This is a genomic window from Mesorhizobium sp. M0306, assembly GCF_040321655.1.
In the GTDB taxonomy this organism is placed as follows: Bacteria; Pseudomonadota; Alphaproteobacteria; order Rhizobiales; family Rhizobiaceae; genus Mesorhizobium.
On record NZ_JAMYRY010000046.1, the window covers coordinates 1 to 23,321 of the forward strand.

Sequence of the window (23,321 nt, forward strand, 5' to 3'; positions counted from 1 at the left end):
GTTCATCTGCATACGACGGCCTGCCCGCACTTGCGTGCTCCCGGTGCCCCGTGGCCCGGATGCGCCAAGCTTAACGAACCTGACGACCGAACAAACGATGGCACCAAGAACATCATGCCGGATACGGCTTCGTCGAGAGCTTCAACGGCAAGGAAGGCGCGTCAACACTCTACGCTACGATTGCTGGCCAACAAACTGGACAGAACCATTGCCTGGCCACATGGAAGGCCGCGCCTCGGTGATCGATGGCGACACAGTAGAGATTGCAGGCCAAAGGATACGTTTCAATGGCATCGACGCGCCCGAGAGCCGCCAGCACTGCGACGACGCCAAGGGCTTTGACTACCCATGCGGGCGCCGCGCTGCCCAAGCCTTGGACAAGTTCCTGGCAGCTTCGCGACCGCTGCATTGCAGTTTTGTCGATCGTGATCGGTACGGGCGTCTTGTCGGGAACTGCGATCGGGCGGACGGTCGTAGCGTTCAGCGCTGGCTTCTCGAGGAGGGCTTGGCACTGGACTGGCCCCTCTACAGCCACGGCGCCTATGCGGGGCAGCAGGCGAAGGCAGAGGCGGCAAAGCTCGGTCTGTGGGCCGGAACTTTTCAGGCGCCTTGGGTGTGGCGTCTAGCGCATGCCGACAACCGGCCGCTTTCTAACCAGCCGCTTGGCTTAATCACCCGCCATCACGTCGCACAAAGCGGCTATTCATGCGAGCCGCGGCGCACCTGTTCCCAAATCAGCTCGTGCGATGAAGCAAGTTGGTACCTAGCCAACTGCTCTTGGGGCCGCAAGCTAGACCGCGACAAAGACGGCATCGCCTGCGAAAGCCAGTGTTGAACCTGCAGGTGCTGCCGCTTCACGGTCGCACGCACGTCGGTGTTGGCGCCGCGGCGCGTTGGGGTGGGTTTGGTCATGTGGAGGGGTTCCTAATGAAAGGCCGCCTCGACGGGTGGCTTTTGAACGGTGACGGACTGCCGTTCCAAGCGGACCAGCTATTGTCGACTAAATGAAAGCGGGAAGATCCAACGATGCCTCCAAAATACGTGCCGCCCTCCGTTCATGAGACAGCTTTCAGCGGCATTCCAAATCGGCAGGGAGTTCGGCAGAGTCGAGGCCGAAGTTATGTTGTCACCGCCCGTCGATTATGATCGCCACCCATCGACAACGAGCGATGCAGAACACGGCGAGCCGACCTGACGTTATCATTCGCTGGCCTCAAGTCCGGCCTGATTTTCCAGAACTCGTTGCAACTGATGCGGCGAACTTTGACGCTGCCGTCTCAACAATGACCGTGCGAGATGTGGTCATATGGCGTCTTCGGGAAGGGCGCTCGCTGCGCGGTTCCGGCAAGGCCGGTCTTCATCATCGCCAACGCGGCGAAGGTCTTCTGTCACGCTATATAGGAACGGAGTGCGTCAAAATTGACACGGCTCGGCACGAGCTGCTCAAGTGCGGACGATGATGGGAGCCGCGGCCGGCAGGCTGCTTTTTGCCGCGCGCGAGATGGGAGGAGGCGGCTGAAGTGATGTTTGGGCTCCGGCGACCTGATTCCGTTCTTTCGGATACGGAACGGAAACTTTGCCACATTTTTGGTTTCGACGCACGCTACGTCAGGAAGCAGCTAGGGCAATGAAGAGCGATTGTCCTTGCCTGTTTATGCGCAACAGAATGGGCTTGTGCTGCTGCCGGAATCTTGCCCACTCCTCCTGGATATCTGACGGCTGTGCCACATCCCGGTTGTTGGCCGAGACGATGACGTCGCCAGGCCGAAGGCCGCTCTCGGCGGCGGGGCTATTCGGCGCCACTTCCTGGATAAACACGCCGGTGGTATCCGGCTGCAGACCGAGTTGCTGGCGCGCTTCGTCCGGAATGGTGCTGAGCGACAGCCCGAGGCGTTGGTCCGCCGCTTCCGGACTCGGAACGGCACCGGTCTGTACCTCCTCGTCCTTGCGTTGACCGAGGGTCAGTTCCACCTCCTGCTGGGAGCCGCCGCGGTTCCTTGTCAGCGTGGCTTTCGACCCCGGCTTTTCGTTAGCTGCCGCCAGCGTCAAGTCATGGACGCCCTGAACGTCCTTGCCGTTGAACCGGGTGATCACATCCCCCGATTGCAAGCCGGCCTTGTCTGCCGGACTGCCGGGCTCGACCGAGGCGACCAGCGCTCCCTTGGTGCTCGATATGCCAAGCGCCTGGGCAAGCGACGGCGTCACCTCCTGGAGACGCACTCCGATGAACGCGCGCTCGATCCGGCCGGTGCGGATGAGCTGATCGGCGACGCTCCGTGCGGTTCGGGACGGCACGGCGAAACCGATGCCTATGCTGCCGCCCGACGGCGAGACGATGGCCGCGTTGACCCCGATCACTTCGCCTCGCACGTTAAACAGGGGGCCGCCGGAATTGCCTCTGTTGATAGAGGCGTCTGTCTGGAGGAAATCGTCGTAAGGGCCGGCCTGGATGTCGCGCGAGCGGGCGGAAAGAACACCGACGGTAACGGTTCCCCCGAGCCCGAAGGGACTGCCGATCGCGATGGTCCAGGCACCCGGCTGCATTGCGTCAGAGTCACCCCAGACGGTGGTCGTCATGTTGGGGCGTGGCTCGACCTTCAGCACCGCGATGTCGGTTGCTGGATCGCGGCCCACCAGTCGCGCGGGCGAAGTCTCCTTATCGGAGAATACGACGTGGATTTCGGTGGAGTCGGCGACGACATGATTGTTGGTGACGATGTAGCCCTCGGGACTGATCACGAAGCCGGAGCCAAGGGCTTCTCGCACCTGCGGCTGGGCAGGCCCGCGGCTGTCGAAGGGGTTGAGAAAATCGTCGAGCATCGTTTGGTCCTGGATGAGCTGCCTCGTCGTGATCGCGACCACGCCTGGCAGCTTCTGACGCACGATTGCGCTGAAGTCGTTCGGGATTTCCTGTGCCGAAACCGCAGCAAGGCCGCCAGCCGAGAGCATCAAAATTCCTGCGACGAGGCCAATGCACAGTCGCTTCCTGGCAATGTAGGACATGTTTGGTTCTCCTGCCCGACCGCCCTGGCACTGCTGCGACTTGTCCCAGACGCAAGAACTGACATTCACGCCGATTGTTTCACCGGTTCGAAAAAATGTTGATGGTGGGCTGAACCGCGAAAAATGTGGCCTTGCGGGGCCATTGAAATTTGGTCGAAACCCTCCAAAATTTCAGCTGGTGGAAATCGCGAGAGCCACCAAAATGACGTCAACAGAGGAGACTATTCAAAGCGGAGGACCATCGATGGAAGGAGCCATTTCGACGAGTTTTCCCCCAATCGGGCCCGAGGGCCCTGATGTTTTTCTTGACCGGTTGCTCCATCCAGCACGGCATTTCGAGCGACCTCAGGACGTGCTGACCGACGTGACGCTGGACGTCCAGGAGAAGCGTGCAATCCTTTCGTCATGGGCATCGGATGCCTGTGCAGTGGAATCAGTGCCGGCGCTGCGCATGCCGCCGGGAGCAACCGAACCGGTCAGCTTCGATGCCATCATGGACGCGTTGCGCCAACTGGATCAATTGGAGAAGCTCCCCGGCGCCGGTCGGGGTCGTGAGATTGACAGCATCGCGGTCACCGGTTTTACGGCATCCGTCGATCGACCTTGAGCGGAGCGCGGCCACGCTCTTCATCCGAGGCATCCGCCCACCGGCGAGGTCCTGCCGGCGGGCGGGATAGACGTGTTTTTCTGCGACCATTCATCTGGCTGAAAATTTTCCTATAACGCCCTTGAATTCCGTAAAGCACTGTTATAAATAACTAATCGCCGGTCGCCAGATGGGGCCGGCGCAAGTCCAGGAGGCGTTAAGGCTCTCTTGGCGTCTCATTGTGTCCATGTTGCTCAAAGGAGGATGTGGCTATGAGGACAAACCTCGATTTTACCCCTCTGTTCCGGTCCAGCATCGGCTTCGACCGCATTTTCAACATGCTGGAAAATGCGAGCCGTGTCACTGCGATGGACAATTGGCCGCCCTATGACATCGCCAAGACTGGTGAGGACGCCTATCGCATCACCATGGCGGTCGCCGGCTTCTCACAGGATCAGCTGACCATCACTCATCAACCTAACCTGCTGGTTGTGAGCGGGTCGCAATCTGGCGACGATGACGGCCAGTATCTCTATCGCGGCATAGCCGGGCCCGGCTTCGAGCGTCGGTTCGAACTGGCCGACCATGTGAAGGTCGTCGGCGCCAGCCTGGACAATGGGCTGCTGAACATCGATCTCAAGCGCGAGCTTCCCGAAGAGATGAAGCCGCGCCGGATCGCCATCGCCGGCAGTACGGCAAAGGCAGCGCCGCGGCAGATCGAGGCCGAAAAGAACGCAGCCTGAAGTCGGCGTGAATCAGAAGCGACAGGCACCGGCAATCGCCCGGTGCCGCGCGGTTGAACGTGGAGGTGATGAAGATGAACATGCGTGACCTTATCCCGTGGGGCCGCAACAACAACCAGGCCCCAAGCATCTATAGCGGTGGCGACCCGTTCTTTTCGCTTCACCGCAAGGTAAACCGGCTCTTTGACGATATGTTGAGGAGCTTCGAGACGCGCTTGCCTGCTGCGGGGCAGCTTTCGCCTTTCGATAGCGGCTGGCCGAAGGTGGAGATTTCGGAGTCGGATAATGAGCTTCGCGTCACCGCCGAAGTCCCCGGTATGGAAGAGAAGGATATCGAAGTCCTGCTTGACGAGGACGTGCTGACCCTGCGTGGCGAGAGGCGGTCGGAGACCGACGAGAAGGACTACTCCGAGCGCTTCTATGGTCGCTTCGAGCGGCGCATACCCCTCGGCTACGAGGTCGAGGACGACAAGGTCAAGGCGTCCTTTGCCAATGGCGTCCTGACCCTGGCGCTACCGAAGAACCCGAACGCGCAGTCGAAGGTGAAGCGCATCCCGATCACCCACTGACGCATGGACCAAGTCGGAGGCGGCAGGCCGCTGCCTCCGGCGCATCCTTCGCCAAAAATGGGAGGGATGAGTGATGCAGAAGCAAGAAAGCGAAGTCACACCAGCCGTAGAAAATATCGGACCGGCAAACGACAAATGCGGGCGAGCGCCGTTGTTCGGCCGATCCGAGTTCCCGCGTGATGCGGTCGCACGGATTTACAAGCCTTGCCGCTCAGCCATGACCTCGGGCCGTGCGCAGCCGAAGGGCTGGCGGCTGGTGTTCGAGAGGCGTACCGCGCCCGTCATCGAGCCCCTGATGGGTTACACCGGAGGCGCAGACACGCTGACCCAGGTGGAACTCGATTTTCCGACGGCTCAGGCGGCCATCGACTATGCCGAACGCCAGGGGCTTGCCTACGCGGTTCAAGGAAGCCCGGCGGCCGAAAAGTTCAGTGTCGAATCTTCCGATGCGGACAAGCGGCTGCAGGCCGGCGTACGGCGGGGTTTCGCAGGCGCCACATTATGGACCGGCGCTGACGGAGGCGGAGGCGTTTTATGCATCGCCGATGGACGTGGTCGTCGATCCTCGTCTGACAGCCGACGAGAAACGCGCCATCGTGCGAAACTGGGCGTGGAACGAGTATCTGGTCGATCTCGCGACGGCCGAGGGGTGCCGGAAAACGCGCGTCCGACGCGGCTCGACGAAGTGGAACAGGCGCTGCTCGCACTGGTGCAGCAGCGCGGCATCCGCCCCTAAGCTCACAAGACCTCGCGCCCGCCGGTCTAATCCTGCTGTCTAAAAAGATCAGGACGTCCCGACGAGGGCGATGGTCAGCAGAGACACAAAAAGGACAAGAGCGATCGCAGCGCCCCAGAAGAGAACTTTTTCGGTGCCGCGTTGCTCTTCCTCGCGAGATATGTCTTTCGCCATTGGATACATCCTTTGCGAAGGTCAACGACTTAGCAACGTGCCGCGCCAAGGCTGAGTTCCTGCAACTATCTTGTCCCTTCGGCACTGAGAGAAAGCGCTCGGAATCAAGCCTCGTGTTGTCCAACCGTCGGTTGGTCGACGTATTGCAGCTGATGCATCTAAAATCCCTGTGATCCGCGCGCACCGGGCATGCCCGACCCGAGCCCCCGCCGGGTGCAACAGCGCTTGATCGGCCCGCCGCATCAAACTGTGCGGCGGGCTTTTTCACTCACGCGATGGAACACCGGCGCGTAGGGAAAGTTCTGCCCACGCAGCAAACTCTTTCCCTCATATTTTTGCTGCCAGATCGGATAGCTCCGATCGGCCCACGTCGTTCTTTCCTCCGGCGACGTGGGCTCGCCGTCCTCGCTATCGGTTGAGTAGCCACAGAACAAACGAAAGCACGATGCTGATCAGAATCCCAGTGCCGATCGGAGCGTAAAACGTGAAGTTCTCACGTTGGATCACGATGTCACCGGGCAATCTGCCCGTACCGACCCGCGACAACCAGGGCCACAATAGGCCTATGGCAACTATAATCAGACCAATGACAATCAGAGTTCTGGACATGGCGGCATCCGGCCGGGAATATAGTGGCTGACCATGAACGTTGCGATAGTGATCATTCGTCGCCTCAAGCCGATCCGCTCAATTTGCAACTCCGCGGATTGCCGTGACAAAGCTCCCTTTCCCCCGGCTTGGAAGTGCTTAGCTGTCGTCCTTATAAGACTTGGCGGCTTCATCGATCTTACGCCAATCGTTTCCGTGCCGCCGCACAAGCTCTCGCGCCTGGGCTGGCGATACACTTTGCGTTTCGACGATGTGGTTCACTTCCGTCTCCTCGCCTTTTAGGGGACGCGAACGAGGGCTCGTTGGCCGTCTGGCCGCCGGGTTTTTTGCATCTCGTCTGGGCATGAATGGACCTCTCTTGGAGCAGAATAAACGGTCTGGCGCGGCGAACGTTTCGCCACGCTAGCTCGTTGAGCAGTTTCACCGATCGCCTCCTTGGCTTCCCCTTGCAGCTCTGACCATACGTTCTGGTGTTCTTGGACCCAAATGAGCCGCGTCATCGCTGGCGGGTCGAGGGCCTGCATGGTGAAGCCAAGACATGGCACGGCCCGCGCGGTGCGCCGGCCGAAGTAGCTCACCAGCTTCTGCGGCTCGCGGAACCGCCGGATGTCGCCGACCGCGGCGATGGTACCGCTCGCGACGATGACATTGACGCCGGTGATCGTCTGAAGCCGCCGGACTTGCGCATCATCAACCGCTTCCCGGGCGATGTCGCGATCGAGGTCAGCCAGACGCGGCTTCGATTTCTTCCGCTATACCCAGTCGCCAGGATCAACAAACCTGTCATCAGCCATAGTCAGCCATAGAGAGTTGGAGTTTCCTCCCCGCGAGCTTACCCTAAAATTGGCGTTCCCCCGCTGCGCTGGCGCTCGGGGAGACCTATATGCTCATGTCGAAATGGCGTGACCGCAGATTGGACATCAGACGGAAGGAACTGTCGAACGGGTTCCATGGTGAACGCCCACTTGGCAGTGGGGATTTTGCCTTGTTGTCGTCCTTTAAAGAGCAAGCCTTTTTGCTTCTCCGGTTCATCGGCCGCCTTCTGTGCCTATTTGCGTTTCTTATCATACTGATCCAGTTGATGAGCTACCTTTTCAACGCCGAATGGTTGCCGCTTTCACTCATGGCGTTTCTGCTGCTCATTCCCGACGCCTCATGGTTGGGAGCCGACGAAACTCTCGCGCACATCCCGGCATCAATAGTCCTGCTCATAATTGGCCTCGCCGCCTGGATCGTCGGCAGCGCCCGGTCGAACAGGTCGCACTAAGCTGGTAAACTCGGCGGCCCCTAACTGCCGGCGCATCGGGCAGGCCTTTCTTTGCGGAACCACATGCCGATTGTAGATATCATCGGTCGGCTCTCTTTCGAGGAGAGTAGCATAGCAGGGCTTGGGACACTGATGGCGAGGAGTTGTATCTCCGCTCCGGCACACGGGTGGCGCTAGTCGCCATAATTGGGCCAGACGGAGGTGAAGTCGTGGCCCGAGCACCGAAGGCCGGATCGAGCGGTGATGGGCGACGCGCACGGTATGGAGCGCGCCTTCGAGTTCCCGCTCCCAGTAATCCAGAAACCCGTTCAGGGTCGGGGGCCGAGCCGTTGAGGTTTGATACATGAGAACCTCTGTCGCTAGTTCATCGGAACCGTGCGCCGTCAGCCCGGTCCTGACAAACGAGCCAAGAACAGGTCCTCTTCGGCCAGCCATTCCGAATTAAGAACCAAAAAGGCCTCAAACGCCATCGCTCTGGTCACATCTCGGACTTTCACGCAAAATCTGCGCTGGGGAGGCGTTTGGCGACTCTTCTCTGGTGAGGTCTGGCGGCACCACAACCGCTGCATCGCGGACCGGGCGCTGTGTGTCATATTCGATGCCATCGGTGTTCAGTTCGCCTCCTCTTAAGATCGGCTCTTCTTCAGATTCGACGCATCTTCGATTCCTCAACAAACTCTCTTGAACCTTTCGACGCAGATGTCCAAAACATCGCTGGGATCTCGCTTCCACCAATTGTTCACAGAGAAAACTTCCACCTCGCAAGGACCGGTGTAGCCGGCTTCCTCGACAGCCCGGCGCAAAGCCTTGAGGTCTGCCACACCATCGCCCATCATGCCGCGGTCCAGAAGCACGTCACGCGTGTCGGCGAGCCAGTCGCAAAGGTGATATCCGGCGATCCGGACCGCGCCGGCGCGCTTTAGTTCCGCACCAAGCGAGAGATCCCACCAGACATGATAGACGTCGACCGCGATGGCGATTGCCGAATGGTCGATCGTTTCACAGAGCTGGACTGCGTCACGCACGGTGACCAGGCACGAGCGGTTTCCGCCATAGACGGGGTTCAGCGGCTCGAGAGCCAGCGTCACATTCGATTGCGCGGCGTAAGGCGCGACTTCCGCAATGATTTCCGCAACCCGCTTCAGGCTCTCCGCCATACTGTGCGTGCCTGCCACCACGCCGCCTACGCAAATCGTGAGACAGGCTGCTTTCAGGCCGGCCGCCATGTCAATCGACGAGTGAAAATCATCGAGAACAGCGTGCCGGGTCGGTGGCGCGAGCGGACCGACCAGAAATGGTGAACGGCACAGACCGCTGACGGAAAGCCCGGCGGCTCTCGTGCGCTCGCCGATCTCGACCGCTCTCCCCCCGATCTCGCGGCGCCAAAAGGTGATAGCTCCGAAGCCGCGTTCCGCACAGGCATCGATTACCCGTTCCGGAGGCCAGCCCGCTCCTTGACTTTCGACATTATGGCCGAGAGTCGCGGTATTCAGGGCAAGGGCTGAGTGATCCTTTGCGAAATCACGCATGTCATGCCCCCTTCAGACGCCATACACCGCAAGCAGTTTGCGCATACGCGCTACCGCCAGATCAGGATTGCGCAAGAGGCCATTTGCGTCGGCGAGCTTGAAAATATCGACGAAATAAGGAAGTGGCCGCATCGCCTGCGCACCATTCAGCATTACGAAATGGTCCTGAAAACCGTTCAACCAGGCCAAGAATACCACACCCGTCTTGTAGAAGCGGGTCGGAGCGCGGAAGATCAGACGGGCGAGCGGAACTGTTGGATCGAGGGTCCGTCGGAAGGCGGCTACGTCGCCGGCTCCAAGCCTCGATATGGCATAAGCGGCGGCGGGCGCCAACGGATCGAATATGCCGAGCAGTGCATGGGAGTGGCCGCTATCGTCACCTTCAATCAGGTCGGGATAATTGAAGTCGTCGCCCGTATACATTTTGACGCCGGTCGGCAGCCGGCGCCGCATCGCGATCTCCTTGTCCTTGTCGAGCAGCGAGATCTTGATACCGTCGACTTTGTCCCGGTTTTCGCCGATTACGGCAAGGCAGGTCTCCAGTGCCTCGTCGAATTTGCCCGCGCCCCAATAGCCGGCAAGCGCGGGATCAAACATGTCGCCCAACCAATGCAGGATGACCTTGCCCTCGCACTGCGCCAGCACATCGCGATAGACGGCTTCATAATCTGTCGGCGTTGCTGCGACCTTCGCAAGCGCCCGGCTCGCCATCAGAATAATCCGGCCGCCGATCTTCTGGATCGCCTCGACCTGCTCGAAGTAGGCACGACGAACATCGTCCAGCGAACGCGCTGCGTCGGCTTCGAGATGGTCGGTTCCTGCACCGTTAAATACAAGCGCATCGGGAAGTTCGGACTTGGTCCGGCGTATCAATTCGAGCGCGACTGGCCAGTCGAGGCCCATGCCGCGTTGCGCAGTATCCATGGCTTCCGCAATCCCAAGGCCGAGACTTGCGAGATGACGGCGGAAGGCCATGGTGGCCTCCCAGTCAACAACCGCCGGACCGGAGGGATCCTGGTCCGTGAAAGAATTGGCCACAACGTGCGCAGCTGAAAGCACCACGCGACTAGAATCCTTGCCAAGCGGCGTTGCTTCAATGGGTTTTCCAATCAGTGAGTACTGGGAAAGAACGCCTCGATCGTCGGGAAGCTGGATATTCATTTTGACCTCAGAAACGCGACACAAGCATGCCGGCATCAGCGGAGATCACATGCCCGGTCGTATAGGGCAGACCACCTGTTGCAAGCGTTGTGATAATGCGACCGATTTCGGACGGGTCGCCGAGCCGCGGAAAAAGCGTTAGGCCTTGTTCGGAGATCCGTTTTTGATACATGTCCCGCGCTACCCGGGTCATGTCGGTCTCGATCACGCCGGGCTGGATATCATAGACAGCGATCCCCTCGCCGCCGAGACGCACTGCGAACACCTTGGCGATCATCGCCGCAGCGGCCTTTGACGCGCAATATTCGCCGCGCTGCACGGCTACAGCAACGGCGTTGGAGGAAGATACGTTGATGAGGCTGTAAAAGCGGCCGTCATCCCGGGTCCGACTTACAAGCAATCGCGCAAAAGCCTGCGACATGAAGAACTGCGCCTTCGCATTGACCGCCATGCAGCGGTCGTAGCTGTCCTCCGACACATCCAGGAGGTCACCGCGGTTCAGCACCGACACGCCGGCATTGTTGACCAGTGTCGACAGCGGTCCGATAGCGGCTTCGACTTGCTCCAGCATCGCTGCGTGAGAAGCGGTCACACTGACGTCGCCCGGCACTCTGACGGTTTTGGCGCCTTCGGCGGCCACTGCTTTTTCTGCTGCTGCAAGCTCAGCATCCTCGATCGGTCCATTCAGAGCGATGTCGAAGCCATTGCGCGCGAGTTCCATCGCCGTCGCCAGACCGATGCCGCGACTCGAGCCCGTGATAAAAGCAGCTTGGCGAACGGAGCTCATGCGCGCGCGCCGTACTTGACCAGTTCCCGCGCGATGATCATGCGCTGAATCTGGTTTGTGCCTTCGTATATCTGCGTAATCTTGGCGTCACGATAAAGGCGTTCAACCTCGAAGCCGCGTATATAGCCGCTGCCCCCGAAAACCTGTACCGCGTCGGCGGTGCGCGCTACCGCCATATCGCTGGCGAAGCACTTGGCGATGGAACATGCTTTGGTTGCATTCTCTCCGCGATCCATCTTGACGGCGGCGCTGTGGACCAGGAGGCGGGCCGCTTCGATGTCCTTAGCCATATCTGCCAGAAGCCATTGTACACCCTGGAATTCGCTGATCTTCGAACCGAACTGCTTGCGTTGCTCGGCGTACTCAAGCGCAGCTTCCAGACCGGCCTGGCCAAGTCCGACTGCAAGCGCGGCTATTCCGACGCGCCCTTTGTCCAGAACACTCATCATCATGTGGAAGCCCCGCCCCTCCTCGCCAAGAAGAGCCTCGGATGGCAGCGCCACATCGGTGAAATTGAGCGCACCGACCTGACTGGCACGCTGCCCCATCTTGTGTTCCTTGGGGCCACGCTCCACCCCCTTGGACGTCAGATCAACAATGAAAATGCTCATGCCCTTGTGGCCAGCGGCCTTGTTGGTGCGAGCAAGCACGAATCCGACATCTGCCACCGGGGCGTTGTGAATCCAGATCTTGCCGCCATTCAGTCGCCAGCCCGAGCCATCGCGATCCGCAGTGGTTCGGATCCCAGACACGTCTGTTCCGGCTTCAGGCTCGGTGATGCAATAGGCGCCTTTTTTCTCTGCACTCAGAAGCGGCTTAAGCCATTGTGCCTTCTGCATCGCGGTACCATGGCGCACAAGGAGCGAGCTCACCAGTTCGACCAAGCCGCACTGATCGGCCACCGATGCATAACCCTTGCAAAGCTCCTCCATGACAAGGGCGTAGGCAAGCGTATCGAAACCAGGTCCGCCCTCCTCTTCCGGCACGCCGATCCCGAAAAGTCCAAGCTCTCCCATTTGCAGGTACAGTTCGGCGGGAAATCGTTCCTCCCGATCGAGCGCCTCAGCTTGCGGGCGGATCACATCCTCGGCGAACTGCCTCGCCATGTCTCGCACCTGTTCGTGCGTTGCGCTCAGATACATCGCCTCACCTATCCAGCTTGTATGTAACTATTTAGTTACTAGATAACACCAGGTACGTCCCTCGTCAAGCTATCGTCAACGGCTATCGGAGACCCTCCCTCTGGCCTGTCGCTATTGCCAATTAGGCCTCCTTCGATAAGATAACTAACCAGACCGTTACCAATGGAGGAATGGATGCAAGCGGGAGATAAAAGAAAATTCGGGCGGATCGATCTCGACGTGACCGCATTCGCTTTCGGCACGGCGCCGATCGGCAACATCTTCAGTGCAATCGATGAAGAGACCTCGGACGGCATGATCCAGCACGCTTGGAACGCCGGCGTGCGCTACTTCGACACCGCGCCATACTATGGCAATGGACTTTCCGAGTTGCGGACGGGTCATTCGCTTCGATGGAAAGACCGTGACCAGTTCGTGCTGTCTTCCAAGGTCGGGCGCGTCCTGAAACCGAAGAAGCGCTCGGAGATCAATTTTGCGCCATGGGTGAATGCCGCTGCGAACGAAGTGATTTTCGACTACAGCTACGACGGCACCATGAGAGCTTTCGAGGACAGCCTGCAGCGGCTGGCGCTCGAGCGCATGGACATCTGCTTCATCCACGACATCGATGTCTTCACGCGCGGCGCGGATCAGCCGGAAGTCTTCAAGACGGCGATGGATGGCTGCTGGAAGGCGCTCGCAAAACTGCGCAACGAAGGCGTGGTCAAGGCGATCGGCGTCGGCGTCAACGAATGGCAGGTCTGCCACGAAGCTCTGAAGCAGCGCGACTTTGACTGTTTCCTCCTGGCTGGGCGCTACACGCTGCTCGAACAGGAGGCGCTCGATGTCTTCCTGCCGCTTTGCCAGGAGCGCAACGCAGCCGTCGTTGTCGGCGGCGGGTTCAACTCTGGCATTCTGGCGACAGGTGCCGTCGAGGGCGCGAAGTACAACTACTCACCGGCGCCCGCCGAGATCATGAAGCGCGTCGCGGGCATAGAGGCCGTCTGCAGAGAGCATGGTGTGCCCCTGCCGGCTGCAGCCATGCAGTTCGTCGTGGCGCATCCGGCGATCCCCTCCTTTATCGCCGGAACGCGCACGGTGGAGCAGCTCAGCAAGAACCTCGACTGGTTCAGCCACCCCATCCCTGGCGAAATGTGGGCCGATTTGAAGAAAAAGGGCCTGTTGCGCGAGGATGCGCCAACCCCAGCCTGACACCAGGAGGCGATGCGATGGAACGCAAGCGCATGCTGGAACACCGCTCCTACGCCTATGACGATCTGATACCGGGCGATTGGTTCGCCACGCCCGAACTTGTCGTCGAAGCAAGCCATATCGACCGCTTCGCTGAACTCTCGGGCGATTTCTTCGATATCCATATGTCGGACGCGGCCGCGCAAAAACTCGGCTTTCCGCTGCGCGTCGCACACGGCCTCCTCGTTCTTTCCTTGACAGACGGGCTGAAGAACCAGTCTGCTTCACGGCTCGAGGCCGTGGCTTCGCTCGGCTGGAACTGGTCGTTCAACAGGCCTGTCTTCGCCGGCGACACGATCCATGCTGTCATCGCTGTGCTCGACAAGCGGCCGACCGCCAAACCTGGGCGCGGAATCGCGAAACTGCAATTCGAAGTGACGAACCAAAGAGGCGAGACGGTTCAGTCCGGCACCAACGAGCTCATGATGTTGAGGGCATCGGAAGCTGGCTGACCGACTAGGCCTGCTCCAGATTCAACCCGAACTTTTCCGGCCTGAAAAGCGCGTCCGCCATCGGTTTGACGTCGGAAGCAATCGTCAGGGGAAACTCTGCCCGCACAAGGATGTCGTCTCGAATATTGATCCCCGGCGCGACTTCCGTGACGACGAGTCCCTCGGGCGAAAGTTTGATAACACAGCGCTCAGTGACGTAGGTAACGTCCTGGCCCTGCGCAACACCTCGCTTGCCCGAAAAGGATACGTGCTCCACCTCTTCGACGATCTTCGCGATCTTTCCCTCCTTGTCGATGACGAGCTTGCCGTCGGCGATCGAGAATTTCGCTCCGGCGTTGAAATAGCCAGAAAAGACGATCTTACGAGCGCGCGACGTTATATCCACAAACCCACCGGCACCGGCCGTCACATGCGGCCGCACGGAGAGCTTCGATACATTCACGGAGCCATGCCTGTCGATCTGCAGGAAGGACAGCAGCGAAGCGTCGAATCCGGCGGCCTGGAAATAGGTGAACTGGTGCGGCGAGGCGACAAAGGCCTCGGCGTTGGACGAGCATCCAAATTTGAAGTCGAGCAGCGGTATGCCGCCGACCGCCCCCTGTTCGATCACCCATGTGACATCGCCGTGGCGCCCTTCCTCGAGGAAGATACGCGGGACATTGGCCGAAATGCCGAAGCCGATATTCACGGCCCAGCCGGGTTCCAGCTCCATGGCAACGCGACGGGCAATGACCTTCGCAACATCAAAATCGGGAATGCTGAACGTGTCCAGCGGCCGGAACAGTTCGCCCGATATCGCCGCATCGTAGACAGTCGCAGTCGTCTGAAGCTGGTCTGGCGCCTCGACAATACAGTCGACAAGAATGCTGGGCACCCGCACATCGTGCGGACGCAGCGTTCCGGCCTGTGCAATTCGCTTGGCTTGGGCAATGACGATGCCGCCACAATTGCGGGCCGCAAGCGCCAGTTCCATGGCCCCGAGATAGGCCCCCTCATGCTCGAACGTCAGATTGCCGCGCTCGTCGGCAGTGCTGGCGCGAATGATTGCGACGTCGGGCTTAATAGCAGGAAAGAACAGCCACTCGTCGCCCTCGAACCGGACCTTCTTGACGATGGGTTTCCGCCTCGCCGCCTCGTTCATGGCGCAGCCGTCGAGATCTGGGTCGACGAAGGTGTCGAGGCCAACCTTGGTCAGCACGCCTGGGCGCAGGCCGGCGGCTTCGCGCAGAATATCGAACATGATGCCGCTGGGGACATTGTAGGCCGCGACCTCGTTCTCTCCAAGCATCTGCCAGATCAAAGGCGGCTCGGCCGAGGATGGTCCGGAAGGATAGGAGCCACCGATTATCGTCGAAATCAACCCGGGCTGTGCGAGGTGGTCGATGCCTTTGGTGCCGAACATGTCTCCGGCCGCGATCGGGTGCAGCATGGTGAGATTGCGCGGCGCACGCTCCTTACGGAACCGCTCGCCGATGGCAGCGAGAACGGCATCAGGGCAGCAAAGTCCGCTTGAGGAATTTACCGCGACGATCGCTCCGTTCGGGATCAGCGCAGCTGCCTCGGCCGCGCTCTTGATCTTGGACATTCTCACCTCCCGAGGGTCGGAACCGCGCATCGTATTAAATAACTAGATGGTTATAATCATACGGGAAACGATGTTTGCGATCAAGCCGTTGCTGAAACAATTCCTCTATCTATCCGATTGCAAATCTTGTTCTCCGATCTCCAGGGCATTTCGCCGACGCCGTGCTTGAAATTAGTTCTGGATGCGGATAATAAGTAACCAAATGGTGCGAAAAGCGCTGCAGGACCGTCGCCCCGCTCGGATGAGGAGGTTGCTTTGAGCATCTATTTCCAGAAGACCTACCAGCGGTCGTTTGGCACCTTTCCGCTCAGGGGCGCCGAACTCACCGGCGCGATGAAGACAGCGGTCGATGTCGGCTACCGCTCCTTCGATACGGCGCAAATGTACGGCAATGAGACCGATGTCGGCGCAGGCCTCGCCGAAACCGGCGTCCCCAGGGACGAACTTTGCGTGACGACCAAGGTTCATCCTGAAAATTTCGGCGAGGACCGGTTCCTGCCTTCGGTTGAGAAAAGTCTGAAGGATCTGCGGCTGGATTATGTCGATGTGCTGCTGCTGCATTGGCCGCCCATCGGCGGCGCGCTTACCGGGCCGGTTAAATTGCTGGAGAAAGCCCGGAGCATCGGCTTTGCCCGGCACATCGGACTGTCCAATCACACGGCGCAAATGATGCGCGACGCGGCGCGCACCATCGACACGCCCCTCGCGACCAACCAGGTCGAGTTCCATCCGCTTCTGAATCAGGACAAGCTGCTGGCTGCGGCGACGGAAACGGGGATTCCCCTCTCCTCTTTCTGCTCCGTCGCGCGGGGCAAAGTCTTCAGCTATCCCCTTTTTACGGTTCTTGCTGAAGTCTACGGCAAGAGCCCAGCGCAAATCGTGCTCCGCTGGATCCTACAGAAGGGCGTGTCCATCAACACCATGTCGACCAAGCCGGCAAACATCCAGGCTAACTTCGACACAATGAATTTCACCCTTTCGAGCGTCGACATGGCGCGCATCGACGCGATGACCGCCACCAACTACCGCATCGTCGGCAAGGCCGCCGTCGCATGGGCGCCGGAGTGGGATTGAAACGCTTGACGTTGACTTCCCGGCTCCGAAGGGGTGGAGGGCCGAGCCTGAGGCTATCGATTGCCGCGGATCAGATCGGTGGCCTTTTCTCCGATCATGATCGTGGCCGCATTGGTGTTGGAGCCGACAAGGCTCGGCATAATCGAGGAGTCGCAGATACGGATGCCGTCGAGACCGCGGACGCGGAGTTGCGGATCGACCACCGCTAGGTCGTCCGAGCCCATCTTGCATGTGCCGGCCGGGTGATAGGACGTCCGCCCGAATGCGCGTGCATAGGCCTCGAAATCGGCTTGGGTCTTCGCATCCTTGCCGGGAAAATGCTCGCGCTTGATATATCTGGCAAGCGCAGGCTGGTTCATGATCTCCCGACTGATCCTGACGCCCTCGGCCGCAGCTCTCAAATCATGCGGATCGGCGATGAAATTCGGGTCAACGATCGCCGCGTCAGCCGGATCAGCGCTGCGAAGCGTCACCGACCCGCGGCTTTTTGGGCGCAACACATAGGAATTCAGCGTGCAGCCGGACCCGGACGGGATCGCCGGCACCCCAGCCTCGACACCCGCGCCGGCCAGGAAATGGAATTGCAGATCGGGGATGGGCTCCGACCTCTCGGAATACCAGAACGCCCCACCTTCCACGACATTCGAGGTCACCGGCCCGGTTTTGAACAGCACGTACTGTAGGCCGGCCCAGAGCATCCAGTGCAGCTTGTCGTATTTATCGAGGCTCGTTGAGCCCTTGAGCTCGGAGACGATGTCTACGCCGAAATGGTCGTTCAGATTCTGGCCGACACCCGGCAAATCGTGCACCACCTCTATGCCACGCGCCTCCAGATGTGTCGCGGGACCAATGCCGGACAGCATCATGATCTTCGGCGACCCTATGGCACCGGCCGTCACCACGATTTCCGCGGCTCTTGCCGTCCGCACTTGCCCATTCTGGCGATATTCGACGCCCGTTGAGCGGCTGCCCGAAAACAGGATGCGGTTGGTCAGGCAGCCTGTCTGGACGATCAGATTCTTTCGGCCGAGCGCTGGCCTTAGATAGGCAACGGCCGCCGAACAGCGACGCGCGTTGCGGATCGTCATCTGGTAGATACCTGTGCCCTCCTGCACCGGCCCGTTGAAATCCGGATTGTACGGGATGCCGAATTGCTGACAGGACTGCACGAAGGCGCGGGTAATCGGCTGGGGTGTCTGAAGGTTGGAGACGCCGAGCGGACCCTCTGTGCCATGGTGCTCGCCGGCGAAGATCTCGTTGCCTTCGGAGCGCAGGAAATAGGGCTTCACTTCAGCCGACGACCAGCCGGGGCAGCCTTCGTCATTGGCCCAGCGGTCATAGTCTGCCGCATGTCCGCGGGTGAATACCTCGGCGTTGATCGAACTGCCGCCGCCGAGCACGCGGGCCTGCGCATACAGAATCTCTCGGTTGTTCGCGTGTTTCTGCGGCGCAGTCTTCAGACCCCAGGTCAGTGGCCCGGCTGTCATCTTGGCGAAGCCGGCGGGCATGTGGATGTAAGGATGCGTGTCCTTGCCACCCGCTTCCAGCAGGAGCACGCGCACGGACGGGTCTTCGCTGAGGCGCGCGGCCAGCACACAACCCGCCGACCCGCCACCGACGATGATGTAGTCGAACCTGTCTTCCGCCATTACGAGACCCAGTGATCGCGCTTGCCGAGCGTGATGTGAACTGATTTCACCTCTGTGTATTCCTCGACGCCGTAGGTGCCGGTTTCGCGGCCGCTTCCCGATTGCTTGAACCCGCCGATCGGCAGTTCCGGCCCGCCTGAGATCGTGGTGTTGATCCAGACGCGACCGGCCTGAACAAGTCGCATCGCCTGCAGCGCCTTGTCGAGGTTCTTGGTCCAGATGCTGGCCGCCAATCCGTAGATCGTATCGTTGGCAATCTCCACCGCCTCCTCGAACGTATCGAAAGGCAAGATTGTCAAAACTGGTCCGAATATTTCCTCGCGCGCAATGGCCATGTCGCGCCCGACATCGGCAAACAGCGTAGGCTGGATGAACTGGCCGGCCATGCCGTTCTTCATCGCTTCGCCGCCGCAGACAAGCCGCGCCCCTCCCTTGAGGCCGCCGGCGATATGGCCGAGGATCGAATCGTTCTGCGCGTTGGTGATGATCGCGCCGACCTGGGTTTCCGGATCGAGCGGATCGCCGACCCGGATGCGGGAAAACTTCTCAGCCAGAAGCTTTTCGAAGTCTGCCGCGATCGACCGTTCGACCACCAGGCGGCTGCCCCCGACGCAGCACTGGCCGGCGTTGAAGCACGTGCCGAACACCACACCGTCCGCGGCGTCGTCGAGATCGGCATCCGCAAAGACGATCTGCGGGTTCTTCCCGCCGAGTTCCAGCCCCAGCTTCTTAAAGTTGCCGGCCGAGGCCAGCAGCGCCCGACGCCCGACTTCAGTCGAACCGGTGAAGGACACCATGTCGATACCGGCGTGCTCGGTTATCGCTTGGCCGATGTCGCTGCCGCTGCCGGTTATGACGTTGAACACGCCATCCGGCAGGCCCGCACTGGCGAGGATTTCGGCCATCAGCAGCGTCGTCGCGGACGTCACCTCGCTCGGCTTGGCCACGATGGTGCAGCCGGCCGCCAAAATGAAGGGAACCCGCTCGGCAAGGATGAAGAAGGGAAAATTCCACGGCGTGATCAACCCGACGACGCCCATCGGCTCGCGCGTAACGAGGCCAAGCATCTTGTCGCCGAGATTGTTGAACGTGTCGCCATGCAAGGCACGGGCGGCGCCCGCTGCATACTCGTAAATGCCGGCAGCACCCTCCACCTCCCCGCGCGACTGGGAGATTGGCTTGCCCGTCTCGAGCGTTTCCAGCAACGCCAGCTCGTCGAGCCGGGCGCGGATGCCAGTAGCCGCCTTCAGCAGCACAGCGGCCCGCTCGACGCCGGCAAGGCCCGACCAACGGCGGTCAGCGAAAGCCTTGCGCGCGATGGTGACAGCATGGTTGAGATCGTCTTTCGTGCATCGCGTGATGCGCGTGACGGGAACGTCATGAGCCGGGCTCAGCCGGACAATGGTCTCTCGCGATCCCGGCTCGACCCAACGTCCATCGACGAAAAAACCGAAATCCCGGGGGCTGGCGGGCAATGCATGAAGCGGGCTTTTTTTGTCCATGTGTCTGCTCCTGAATGTTGCGAGCCGGCTGCCCAGCAGGGGCGCCTCTCGCTCACTTGATGATAAGGATTTTCTTCCTGTCCATTGTGACGGCGACAGCGGCCACCAGAATGAATCCGAAGATGATCTGCTGGGTGAAGACCGACACGCCCATGAAGGTCATGCCGATCCGCACAACCTGGATGATCAGCGCGCCGACCAGGGTGCGCCAAATGGAGCCGACGCCGCCGGTGTTCGCCGTGCCGCCAACGATCACCGCGGCGATCGCCGGTAGCAGAAATTCGTTGGCGAGCGTGGGCGAGCCCGAACCAAGGCGTGCCGCCATCATGACGCCCGCCACGGCCGCCATCGTTCCGGACAACATGAAGGTCGCGATCTTGACGCGGTTGACGTTGATGCCCGACGCGATCACCGCGCGCTCCTGGGCGCCGATGGCGCGCACATAGCGGCCGAAAGGCGTCGCCCCGAGCAGGACGCCAAGGATGATGAGGAAGACGGCGCCGACCCAGATGTCGTTCGAAACCCCGGCTGTCGTACCAACCGCCCAACCCAGATAGCGGCCGGTCAAATCTTCGGCGATGTTTACAGAGCGCGTATCCGAGAACCAATAGGCCGCGCTGGTCACGAGGCCGCCCGCTGCGAGGGTTGCAATGAAGGACGGGATGCGCAGCGCTATCGAGACGAAGCCGCTGCCAAACCCTGCTATTGTGCCGCCGAGCACCGCCAGCGGAATGGCGAGGAAGCCGAGTTCCGACAGATAAACGGCGAGGATGCAACTGGCCATCGATGCGACCGCTTGCACCGAAAGATCGATGCCACCCATCATGATCACGAGCGTGAGGCCAGTGGCCATAAGGAACAGGCTCATCGTATCAGAGATGACGGTTTCGAAATTTGACAGCGAGAAGAAGGTCGGGTCGTAGAGGCCGACGACAAGCACCATGCCGACCAGAACTGCGGGCGGGAGCATAGTGCGGATGTGTTCCGTGGGGCGCTGCATCATCTCACATCATGTACTGGATGATTTCGAGTTGGGGAGGCTTGCCGCCTGCGGGTGCTTCGAAGGAAGCATTGACCGCACCATCCTTCATCACCAGTATCCGGCTCGACAGCCCGATCACCTCGTCCAGTGTGTCGCCGAGCAGGATGACTGCGAGGCCCTGTGCGGTCATCTCCCGCACCAGCGAATACACGTCCTCCTTAGCGCCGACGTCGATGCCCCGTGTTGGATGGTCGAGGATGAGGATCTTGACGCCCGCGATCCGCCATTTCGCCAGCACAACCTTCTGCTGATTGCCGCCCGACAGGCTGACGACCATCGTTTTCGTCGAAGGTGTCTTGATGCCGAGCTTGGCGATCCAGTCCTTGGCGATCGCGCTCTCCCGCGCGCCGCTGATGATGCCGCCGGAGGTGAACTTCGACAGGCAGGCAAGCGTCATGTTTTCGGCGACTGTGAAAGGCGTGATGAGACCTTCCACCTTCCGCTCACTGGGAACAAAGCCGATGCCACGGCCCACGGCATCATGCGCCGTCGCGAGCCGGACAGCTTCGCCCCCCATGTGGAGGTTGCCGCCATCGGCCTTTTCGTAACCGGCAAGGCAGCGCGCCAGCACCTCTCGGCCAGAGCCGATGACCCCGGCTATGCCCAGAACTTCGCCTTCGTGCAGGTCGAAGCTAACGTCCTGGAAGGCTCCCGCCTTGCTAAGCTTGTCCACCTTCAGCGATATCGTATGCGAAGGTTTCGTCTGCTTCTCCTCACGGTAATATTCGTGCTGAAGCTGGCGCCCAACCATCTGCTGATGCAGCGTGTGGACATCCGCCCCGGCAGCCGGCGTTTCATGCACGACGCGTCCGTCGCGCATGACGTAGATGCGGTCGCAGATCGCCAGGACCTCATCGAGCCGGTGGGAGATGAACACGATAGAGGCGCGTTGTTTGAGTTCGCGGACGATATCGAAAAGCATCGCCACTTCCTTCTGTTCGAGCACCGATGTGGGCTCGTCCAGGAGAATGGTGACATCGCGCTTGATGCGGCTGTCGAGCGACAGCGCCTTGGCGATTTCCACCATCTGGCGGTCGCTGAAAGACAGATCGGCCGCAAGCGTGCCGGGATGGATTTTCAGCCGGACTTTTTCCAGTTCCTGCGCCGCCGCCTCGTTCATGCGTGCCTTGGAAATCAGTCCGAATCGAAGAAACTCTTCCTCGCGGCCGAGAAAGATGTTTTCGGCGATAGTCAGGCTAGAAATCACTGACTGTTCCTGGAACACCATCGCGATGCCCTTGTTAAAGGCATCTCGCGCAGAGCGAATTTCGACGTTACGTCCGTCGATGGCGATGCTGCCGGCGTCTGGCTTGTAGACCCCGTTCAGGATTTTCAGCAGCGTCGACTTGCCGGCACCGTTTTCGCCGATCAGGCCGACCACCTCGCCGGTGGCGGCACTGAAGGAAACATCGTCGAGGGCCCTCACACCCGGAAAGGACTTGGTGATGCCTTTCATCTCGAGAGCGGGAAGCATCATTTCACCACATCCAGACGCGAGCGGTCGAGCGAGAGAGCTACCGCGACGATAATCAGCAGGCCCTGCACGCCCTGCTGGATGTACGGTTCAACCCCCATCAGCACCATGCCGTTGGCGAGCACCACGACGATGAGCACACCCACGACCGAGTTGAGCACCGAACCGACGCCGCCGGAGAGCGATGTACCGCCGACGACGACTGCCGTGACGGTGGTGAACAGACGGCCCTGGCTGATCAACGCGTGGCCCTGCCCGAACTGCGCTGCCGAGAGCACGCCGCCGAGGCCATAGAAAAAGCCGGCGAGGGTAAAGATCAGGATGCGCGTGCGCTCGATCGGGATTCCCGCCTGCCTGGCAGTGGTCTCGTCTGTGCCGATGGCATAGACCCAGCGGCCTATGCGGGTGCGCTCCTGAATTATGTAGGCGACGATAACTGTGGCCAGAGCAATCCAGACGGCCATCGGTATGCCGCCGACCCGGCCGAGCGACAAAGCGCGGAAAGTCTGGTCGGAAATGCGCACAGTCTGCCCGCCAAGCATTGCGGTGGCGATGCCGACGCCGGCAAAACCGACGCCAAGCGTGGTCATGAAGGATGGCGTCTTGAGGCGCACGTGGAGGACGCCGTTGAGCAGACCGAGCAGGCCGCCGGCTATGATCGCGATCGGCACCGCCCACAGGCCGTAGTCGTACCCCGTCAGGTCGTTGGCGACGAGCAGGCTGACGGTGACGGCCGTGACCGCGATCACCCCCTCGACGGACAGGTCTATGCTGCCCATCAGGATGATGAAGGTCGCGCCCATGGAAAGCACCAGCGGGATCGCCGCCGTATTCAGCAGCCGAAGCGAATTGGAAACGGTGAGGAAGTTGCCGTTGAACAGGCCGATGAGAATACACAGGCCGGCAAGTACTGCGAGCGGCGCCCAGGCACGCCACTTCGCAAATCCGCCCTTGCTTGCCGGAACAGCCAAGGCCACTTCAAAATCTCCCAAAAAAGCCGACCTCCC

24 protein-coding genes and 1 pseudogene are annotated in these 23,321 nt (G+C 60.4%); 9 read left to right on the forward strand and 16 right to left on the reverse strand.

Annotated elements, in window-relative coordinates; genetic code table 11:
• Positions 1-208 precede the first annotated feature (208 nt).
• A complete protein-coding gene (locus NKI95_RS31955) occupies positions 209-835 on the forward strand; it encodes a thermonuclease family protein (RefSeq protein ID WP_352721805.1) in 627 nt (208 codons plus the stop codon).
• A 773-nt stretch (positions 836-1,608) separates the two neighbouring features.
• Here NKI95_RS31955 and NKI95_RS31960 read toward each other — a convergent pair.
• Complete coding sequence (locus NKI95_RS31960; RefSeq protein ID WP_352721806.1) at positions 1,609-3,003, reverse strand: Do family serine endopeptidase; 1,395 nt, start codon at positions 3,001-3,003, stop codon at positions 1,609-1,611.
• Between the two features lie 244 nt (positions 3,004-3,247).
• Between NKI95_RS31960 and NKI95_RS31965 the strand changes: the two genes are divergently transcribed.
• The 4 genes from NKI95_RS31965 (at position 3,248) to NKI95_RS31980 (ending at position 5,637) form a co-directional block, all read left to right on the forward strand.
• Complete coding sequence (locus NKI95_RS31965) at positions 3,248-3,610, forward strand: hypothetical protein (protein WP_352721844.1); 363 nt, start codon at positions 3,248-3,250, stop codon at positions 3,608-3,610.
• 251 nt (positions 3,611-3,861) lie between these two features.
• Positions 3,862-4,332, forward strand: a complete 471-nt coding sequence (locus NKI95_RS31970; RefSeq protein ID WP_352721808.1) for an Hsp20 family protein — start codon at positions 3,862-3,864, stop codon at positions 4,330-4,332.
• A gap of 74 nt (positions 4,333-4,406) precedes the next feature.
• Positions 4,407-4,901 carry an Hsp20/alpha crystallin family protein gene (locus NKI95_RS31975; protein WP_352721810.1) on the forward strand — a complete coding sequence of 165 codons (495 nt, stop codon included), beginning with the start codon at positions 4,407-4,409 and terminating at the stop codon, positions 4,899-4,901.
• 73 nt (positions 4,902-4,974) lie between these two features.
• On the forward strand, positions 4,975-5,637 hold the full coding sequence (locus NKI95_RS31980; protein WP_352721811.1) for an NADH dehydrogenase ubiquinone Fe-S protein 4: 663 nt from the start codon (positions 4,975-4,977) through the stop codon (positions 5,635-5,637).
• A 48-nt stretch (positions 5,638-5,685) separates the two neighbouring features.
• Here the strand turns inward: NKI95_RS31980 and NKI95_RS31985 are convergent, their stop codons facing one another.
• The 4 genes from NKI95_RS31985 to NKI95_RS32000 all read right to left on the reverse strand — a co-directional run bounded on the left by NKI95_RS31985 (position 5,686) and on the right by NKI95_RS32000 (position 7,151).
• On the reverse strand, positions 5,686-5,811 hold the full coding sequence (locus NKI95_RS31985; protein WP_023722793.1) for a hypothetical protein: 126 nt from the start codon (positions 5,809-5,811) through the stop codon (positions 5,686-5,688).
• Positions 5,812-6,219: 408 nt separating this feature from the next.
• Positions 6,220-6,420, reverse strand: a complete 201-nt coding sequence (locus tag NKI95_RS31990) for a DUF2905 domain-containing protein (RefSeq protein WP_352721813.1) — start codon at positions 6,418-6,420, stop codon at positions 6,220-6,222.
• A gap of 138 nt (positions 6,421-6,558) precedes the next feature.
• Entirely contained in the window at positions 6,559-6,681 is a 123-nt protein-coding gene (locus NKI95_RS31995; protein ID WP_292654615.1) for a hypothetical protein, read from the reverse strand.
• Between the two features lie 17 nt (positions 6,682-6,698).
• Entirely contained in the window at positions 6,699-7,151 is a 453-nt protein-coding gene (locus NKI95_RS32000) for a transposase (RefSeq protein ID WP_352721845.1), read from the reverse strand.
• Positions 7,152-7,303: 152 nt separating this feature from the next.
• On the opposite strand from NKI95_RS32000, the gene NKI95_RS32005 reads away from it, so the two are divergent.
• A complete protein-coding gene (locus NKI95_RS32005) occupies positions 7,304-7,687 on the forward strand; it encodes a hypothetical protein (RefSeq protein WP_352721847.1) in 384 nt (127 codons plus the stop codon).
• Between the two features lie 222 nt (positions 7,688-7,909).
• Here the strand turns inward: NKI95_RS32005 and NKI95_RS32010 are convergent.
• The 5 genes and pseudogenes from NKI95_RS32010 to NKI95_RS32030 all read right to left on the reverse strand — a co-directional run.
• Positions 7,910-8,005, reverse strand: a pseudogene (locus NKI95_RS32010) (protein usg); the annotation flags it as partial.
• Between the two features lie 350 nt (positions 8,006-8,355).
• Entirely contained in the window at positions 8,356-9,216 is an 861-nt protein-coding gene (locus NKI95_RS32015; protein WP_352721815.1) for a sugar phosphate isomerase/epimerase family protein, read from the reverse strand.
• A gap of 12 nt (positions 9,217-9,228) precedes the next feature.
• The gene (locus tag NKI95_RS32020) at positions 9,229-10,377 is read right to left on the reverse strand and encodes a dihydrodipicolinate synthase family protein (protein WP_352721816.1); all 1,149 of its coding nucleotides are present in this window, start codon (positions 10,375-10,377) and stop codon (positions 9,229-9,231) included.
• 7 nt (positions 10,378-10,384) lie between these two features.
• A complete protein-coding gene (locus tag NKI95_RS32025; protein WP_352721818.1) occupies positions 10,385-11,164 on the reverse strand; it encodes a 3-ketoacyl-ACP reductase in 780 nt (259 codons plus the stop codon).
• Positions 11,161-12,306, reverse strand: a complete 1,146-nt coding sequence (locus tag NKI95_RS32030) for an acyl-CoA dehydrogenase family protein (RefSeq protein WP_352721820.1) — start codon at positions 12,304-12,306, stop codon at positions 11,161-11,163. The genes NKI95_RS32025 and NKI95_RS32030 overlap by 4 nt, the downstream gene beginning before the upstream one ends.
• Before the next feature lie 174 nt (positions 12,307-12,480).
• Between NKI95_RS32030 and NKI95_RS32035 the strand changes: the two genes are divergently transcribed.
• Together NKI95_RS32035 and NKI95_RS32040 are read left to right on the forward strand one after the other, a co-directional pair.
• Positions 12,481-13,497, forward strand: a complete 1,017-nt coding sequence (locus tag NKI95_RS32035) for an aldo/keto reductase (protein WP_352721821.1) — start codon at positions 12,481-12,483, stop codon at positions 13,495-13,497.
• Between the two features lie 17 nt (positions 13,498-13,514).
• Positions 13,515-13,988, forward strand: a complete 474-nt coding sequence (locus NKI95_RS32040; RefSeq protein ID WP_352721823.1) for a MaoC family dehydratase — start codon at positions 13,515-13,517, stop codon at positions 13,986-13,988.
• Positions 13,989-13,992: 4 nt separating this feature from the next.
• On the opposite strand, the gene NKI95_RS32045 is transcribed toward NKI95_RS32040, so the two are convergent.
• Positions 13,993-15,573: an acyl CoA:acetate/3-ketoacid CoA transferase gene (locus NKI95_RS32045; RefSeq protein ID WP_352721824.1), complete on the reverse strand. Its 1,581-nt coding sequence runs from the start codon at positions 15,571-15,573 to the stop codon at positions 13,993-13,995.
• A gap of 255 nt (positions 15,574-15,828) precedes the next feature.
• Between NKI95_RS32045 and NKI95_RS32050 the strand changes: the two genes are divergently transcribed.
• Positions 15,829-16,647 (forward strand): aldo/keto reductase, encoded by an 819-nt coding sequence (locus NKI95_RS32050; RefSeq protein ID WP_352721826.1) that lies wholly within the window; start codon positions 15,829-15,831, stop codon positions 16,645-16,647.
• Between the two features lie 53 nt (positions 16,648-16,700).
• Here the strand turns inward: NKI95_RS32050 and NKI95_RS32055 are convergent, their stop codons facing one another.
• Genes NKI95_RS32055 through NKI95_RS32075 form a run of 5 tightly spaced genes read right to left on the reverse strand, consistent with a single transcriptional unit; the run spans position 16,701 to position 23,291 of the window.
• On the reverse strand, positions 16,701-18,296 hold the full coding sequence (locus tag NKI95_RS32055) for a GMC family oxidoreductase (protein WP_352721828.1): 1,596 nt from the start codon (positions 18,294-18,296) through the stop codon (positions 16,701-16,703).
• Entirely contained in the window at positions 18,296-19,798 is a 1,503-nt protein-coding gene (locus NKI95_RS32060; RefSeq protein WP_352721830.1) for an aldehyde dehydrogenase family protein, read from the reverse strand. Before NKI95_RS32060 ends, NKI95_RS32055 begins: the two co-directional genes overlap by 1 nt.
• Before the next feature lie 52 nt (positions 19,799-19,850).
• Complete coding sequence (locus tag NKI95_RS32065) at positions 19,851-20,768, reverse strand: ABC transporter permease (RefSeq protein WP_352721831.1); 918 nt, start codon at positions 20,766-20,768, stop codon at positions 19,851-19,853.
• 34 nt (positions 20,769-20,802) lie between these two features.
• Positions 20,803-22,317: a sugar ABC transporter ATP-binding protein gene (locus NKI95_RS32070; protein WP_352721832.1), complete on the reverse strand. Its 1,515-nt coding sequence runs from the start codon at positions 22,315-22,317 to the stop codon at positions 20,803-20,805.
• Positions 22,314-23,291: an ABC transporter permease gene (locus NKI95_RS32075; RefSeq protein ID WP_352721834.1), complete on the reverse strand. Its 978-nt coding sequence runs from the start codon at positions 23,289-23,291 to the stop codon at positions 22,314-22,316. The genes NKI95_RS32070 and NKI95_RS32075 overlap by 4 nt, the downstream gene beginning before the upstream one ends.
• Between the last annotated feature and the right edge of the window lie 30 nt (positions 23,292-23,321).

Bases quoted from the DNA above. Each gene is read 5' to 3' on its own strand.
- NKI95_RS31960 (WP_352721806.1), bottom strand. From the start codon at position 3,003: ATGTCCTACATTGCCAGGAAGCGACTGTGCATTGGCCTCGTCGCAGGA.
- NKI95_RS31965 (WP_352721844.1), top strand. From the start codon at position 3,248: ATGGAAGGAGCCATTTCGACGAGTTTTCCCCCAATCGGGCCCGAGGGC.
- NKI95_RS31970 (WP_352721808.1), top strand. From the start codon at position 3,862: ATGAGGACAAACCTCGATTTTACCCCTCTGTTCCGGTCCAGCATCGGC.
- NKI95_RS31975 (WP_352721810.1), top strand. From the start codon at position 4,407: ATGAACATGCGTGACCTTATCCCGTGGGGCCGCAACAACAACCAGGCC.
- NKI95_RS31980 (WP_352721811.1), top strand. From the start codon at position 4,975: ATGCAGAAGCAAGAAAGCGAAGTCACACCAGCCGTAGAAAATATCGGA.
- NKI95_RS31985 (WP_023722793.1), bottom strand. From the start codon at position 5,811: ATGGCGAAAGACATATCTCGCGAGGAAGAGCAACGCGGCACCGAAAAA.
- NKI95_RS31990 (WP_352721813.1), bottom strand. From the start codon at position 6,420: ATGTCCAGAACTCTGATTGTCATTGGTCTGATTATAGTTGCCATAGGC.
- NKI95_RS32005 (WP_352721847.1), top strand. From the start codon at position 7,304: ATGCTCATGTCGAAATGGCGTGACCGCAGATTGGACATCAGACGGAAG.
- NKI95_RS32015 (WP_352721815.1), bottom strand. From the start codon at position 9,216: ATGCGTGATTTCGCAAAGGATCACTCAGCCCTTGCCCTGAATACCGCG.
- NKI95_RS32020 (WP_352721816.1), bottom strand. From the start codon at position 10,377: ATGAATATCCAGCTTCCCGACGATCGAGGCGTTCTTTCCCAGTACTCA.
- NKI95_RS32025 (WP_352721818.1), bottom strand. From the start codon at position 11,164: ATGAGCTCCGTTCGCCAAGCTGCTTTTATCACGGGCTCGAGTCGCGGC.
- NKI95_RS32030 (WP_352721820.1), bottom strand. From the start codon at position 12,306: ATGTATCTGAGCGCAACGCACGAACAGGTGCGAGACATGGCGAGGCAG.
- NKI95_RS32035 (WP_352721821.1), top strand. From the start codon at position 12,481: ATGCAAGCGGGAGATAAAAGAAAATTCGGGCGGATCGATCTCGACGTG.
- NKI95_RS32040 (WP_352721823.1), top strand. From the start codon at position 13,515: ATGGAACGCAAGCGCATGCTGGAACACCGCTCCTACGCCTATGACGAT.
- NKI95_RS32045 (WP_352721824.1), bottom strand. From the start codon at position 15,573: ATGTCCAAGATCAAGAGCGCGGCCGAGGCAGCTGCGCTGATCCCGAAC.
- NKI95_RS32055 (WP_352721828.1), bottom strand. From the start codon at position 18,296: ATGGCGGAAGACAGGTTCGACTACATCATCGTCGGTGGCGGGTCGGCG.
- NKI95_RS32060 (WP_352721830.1), bottom strand. From the start codon at position 19,798: ATGGACAAAAAAAGCCCGCTTCATGCATTGCCCGCCAGCCCCCGGGAT.
- NKI95_RS32065 (WP_352721831.1), bottom strand. From the start codon at position 20,768: ATGCTCCCGCCCGCAGTTCTGGTCGGCATGGTGCTTGTCGTCGGCCTC.
- NKI95_RS32070 (WP_352721832.1), bottom strand. From the start codon at position 22,317: ATGATGCTTCCCGCTCTCGAGATGAAAGGCATCACCAAGTCCTTTCCG.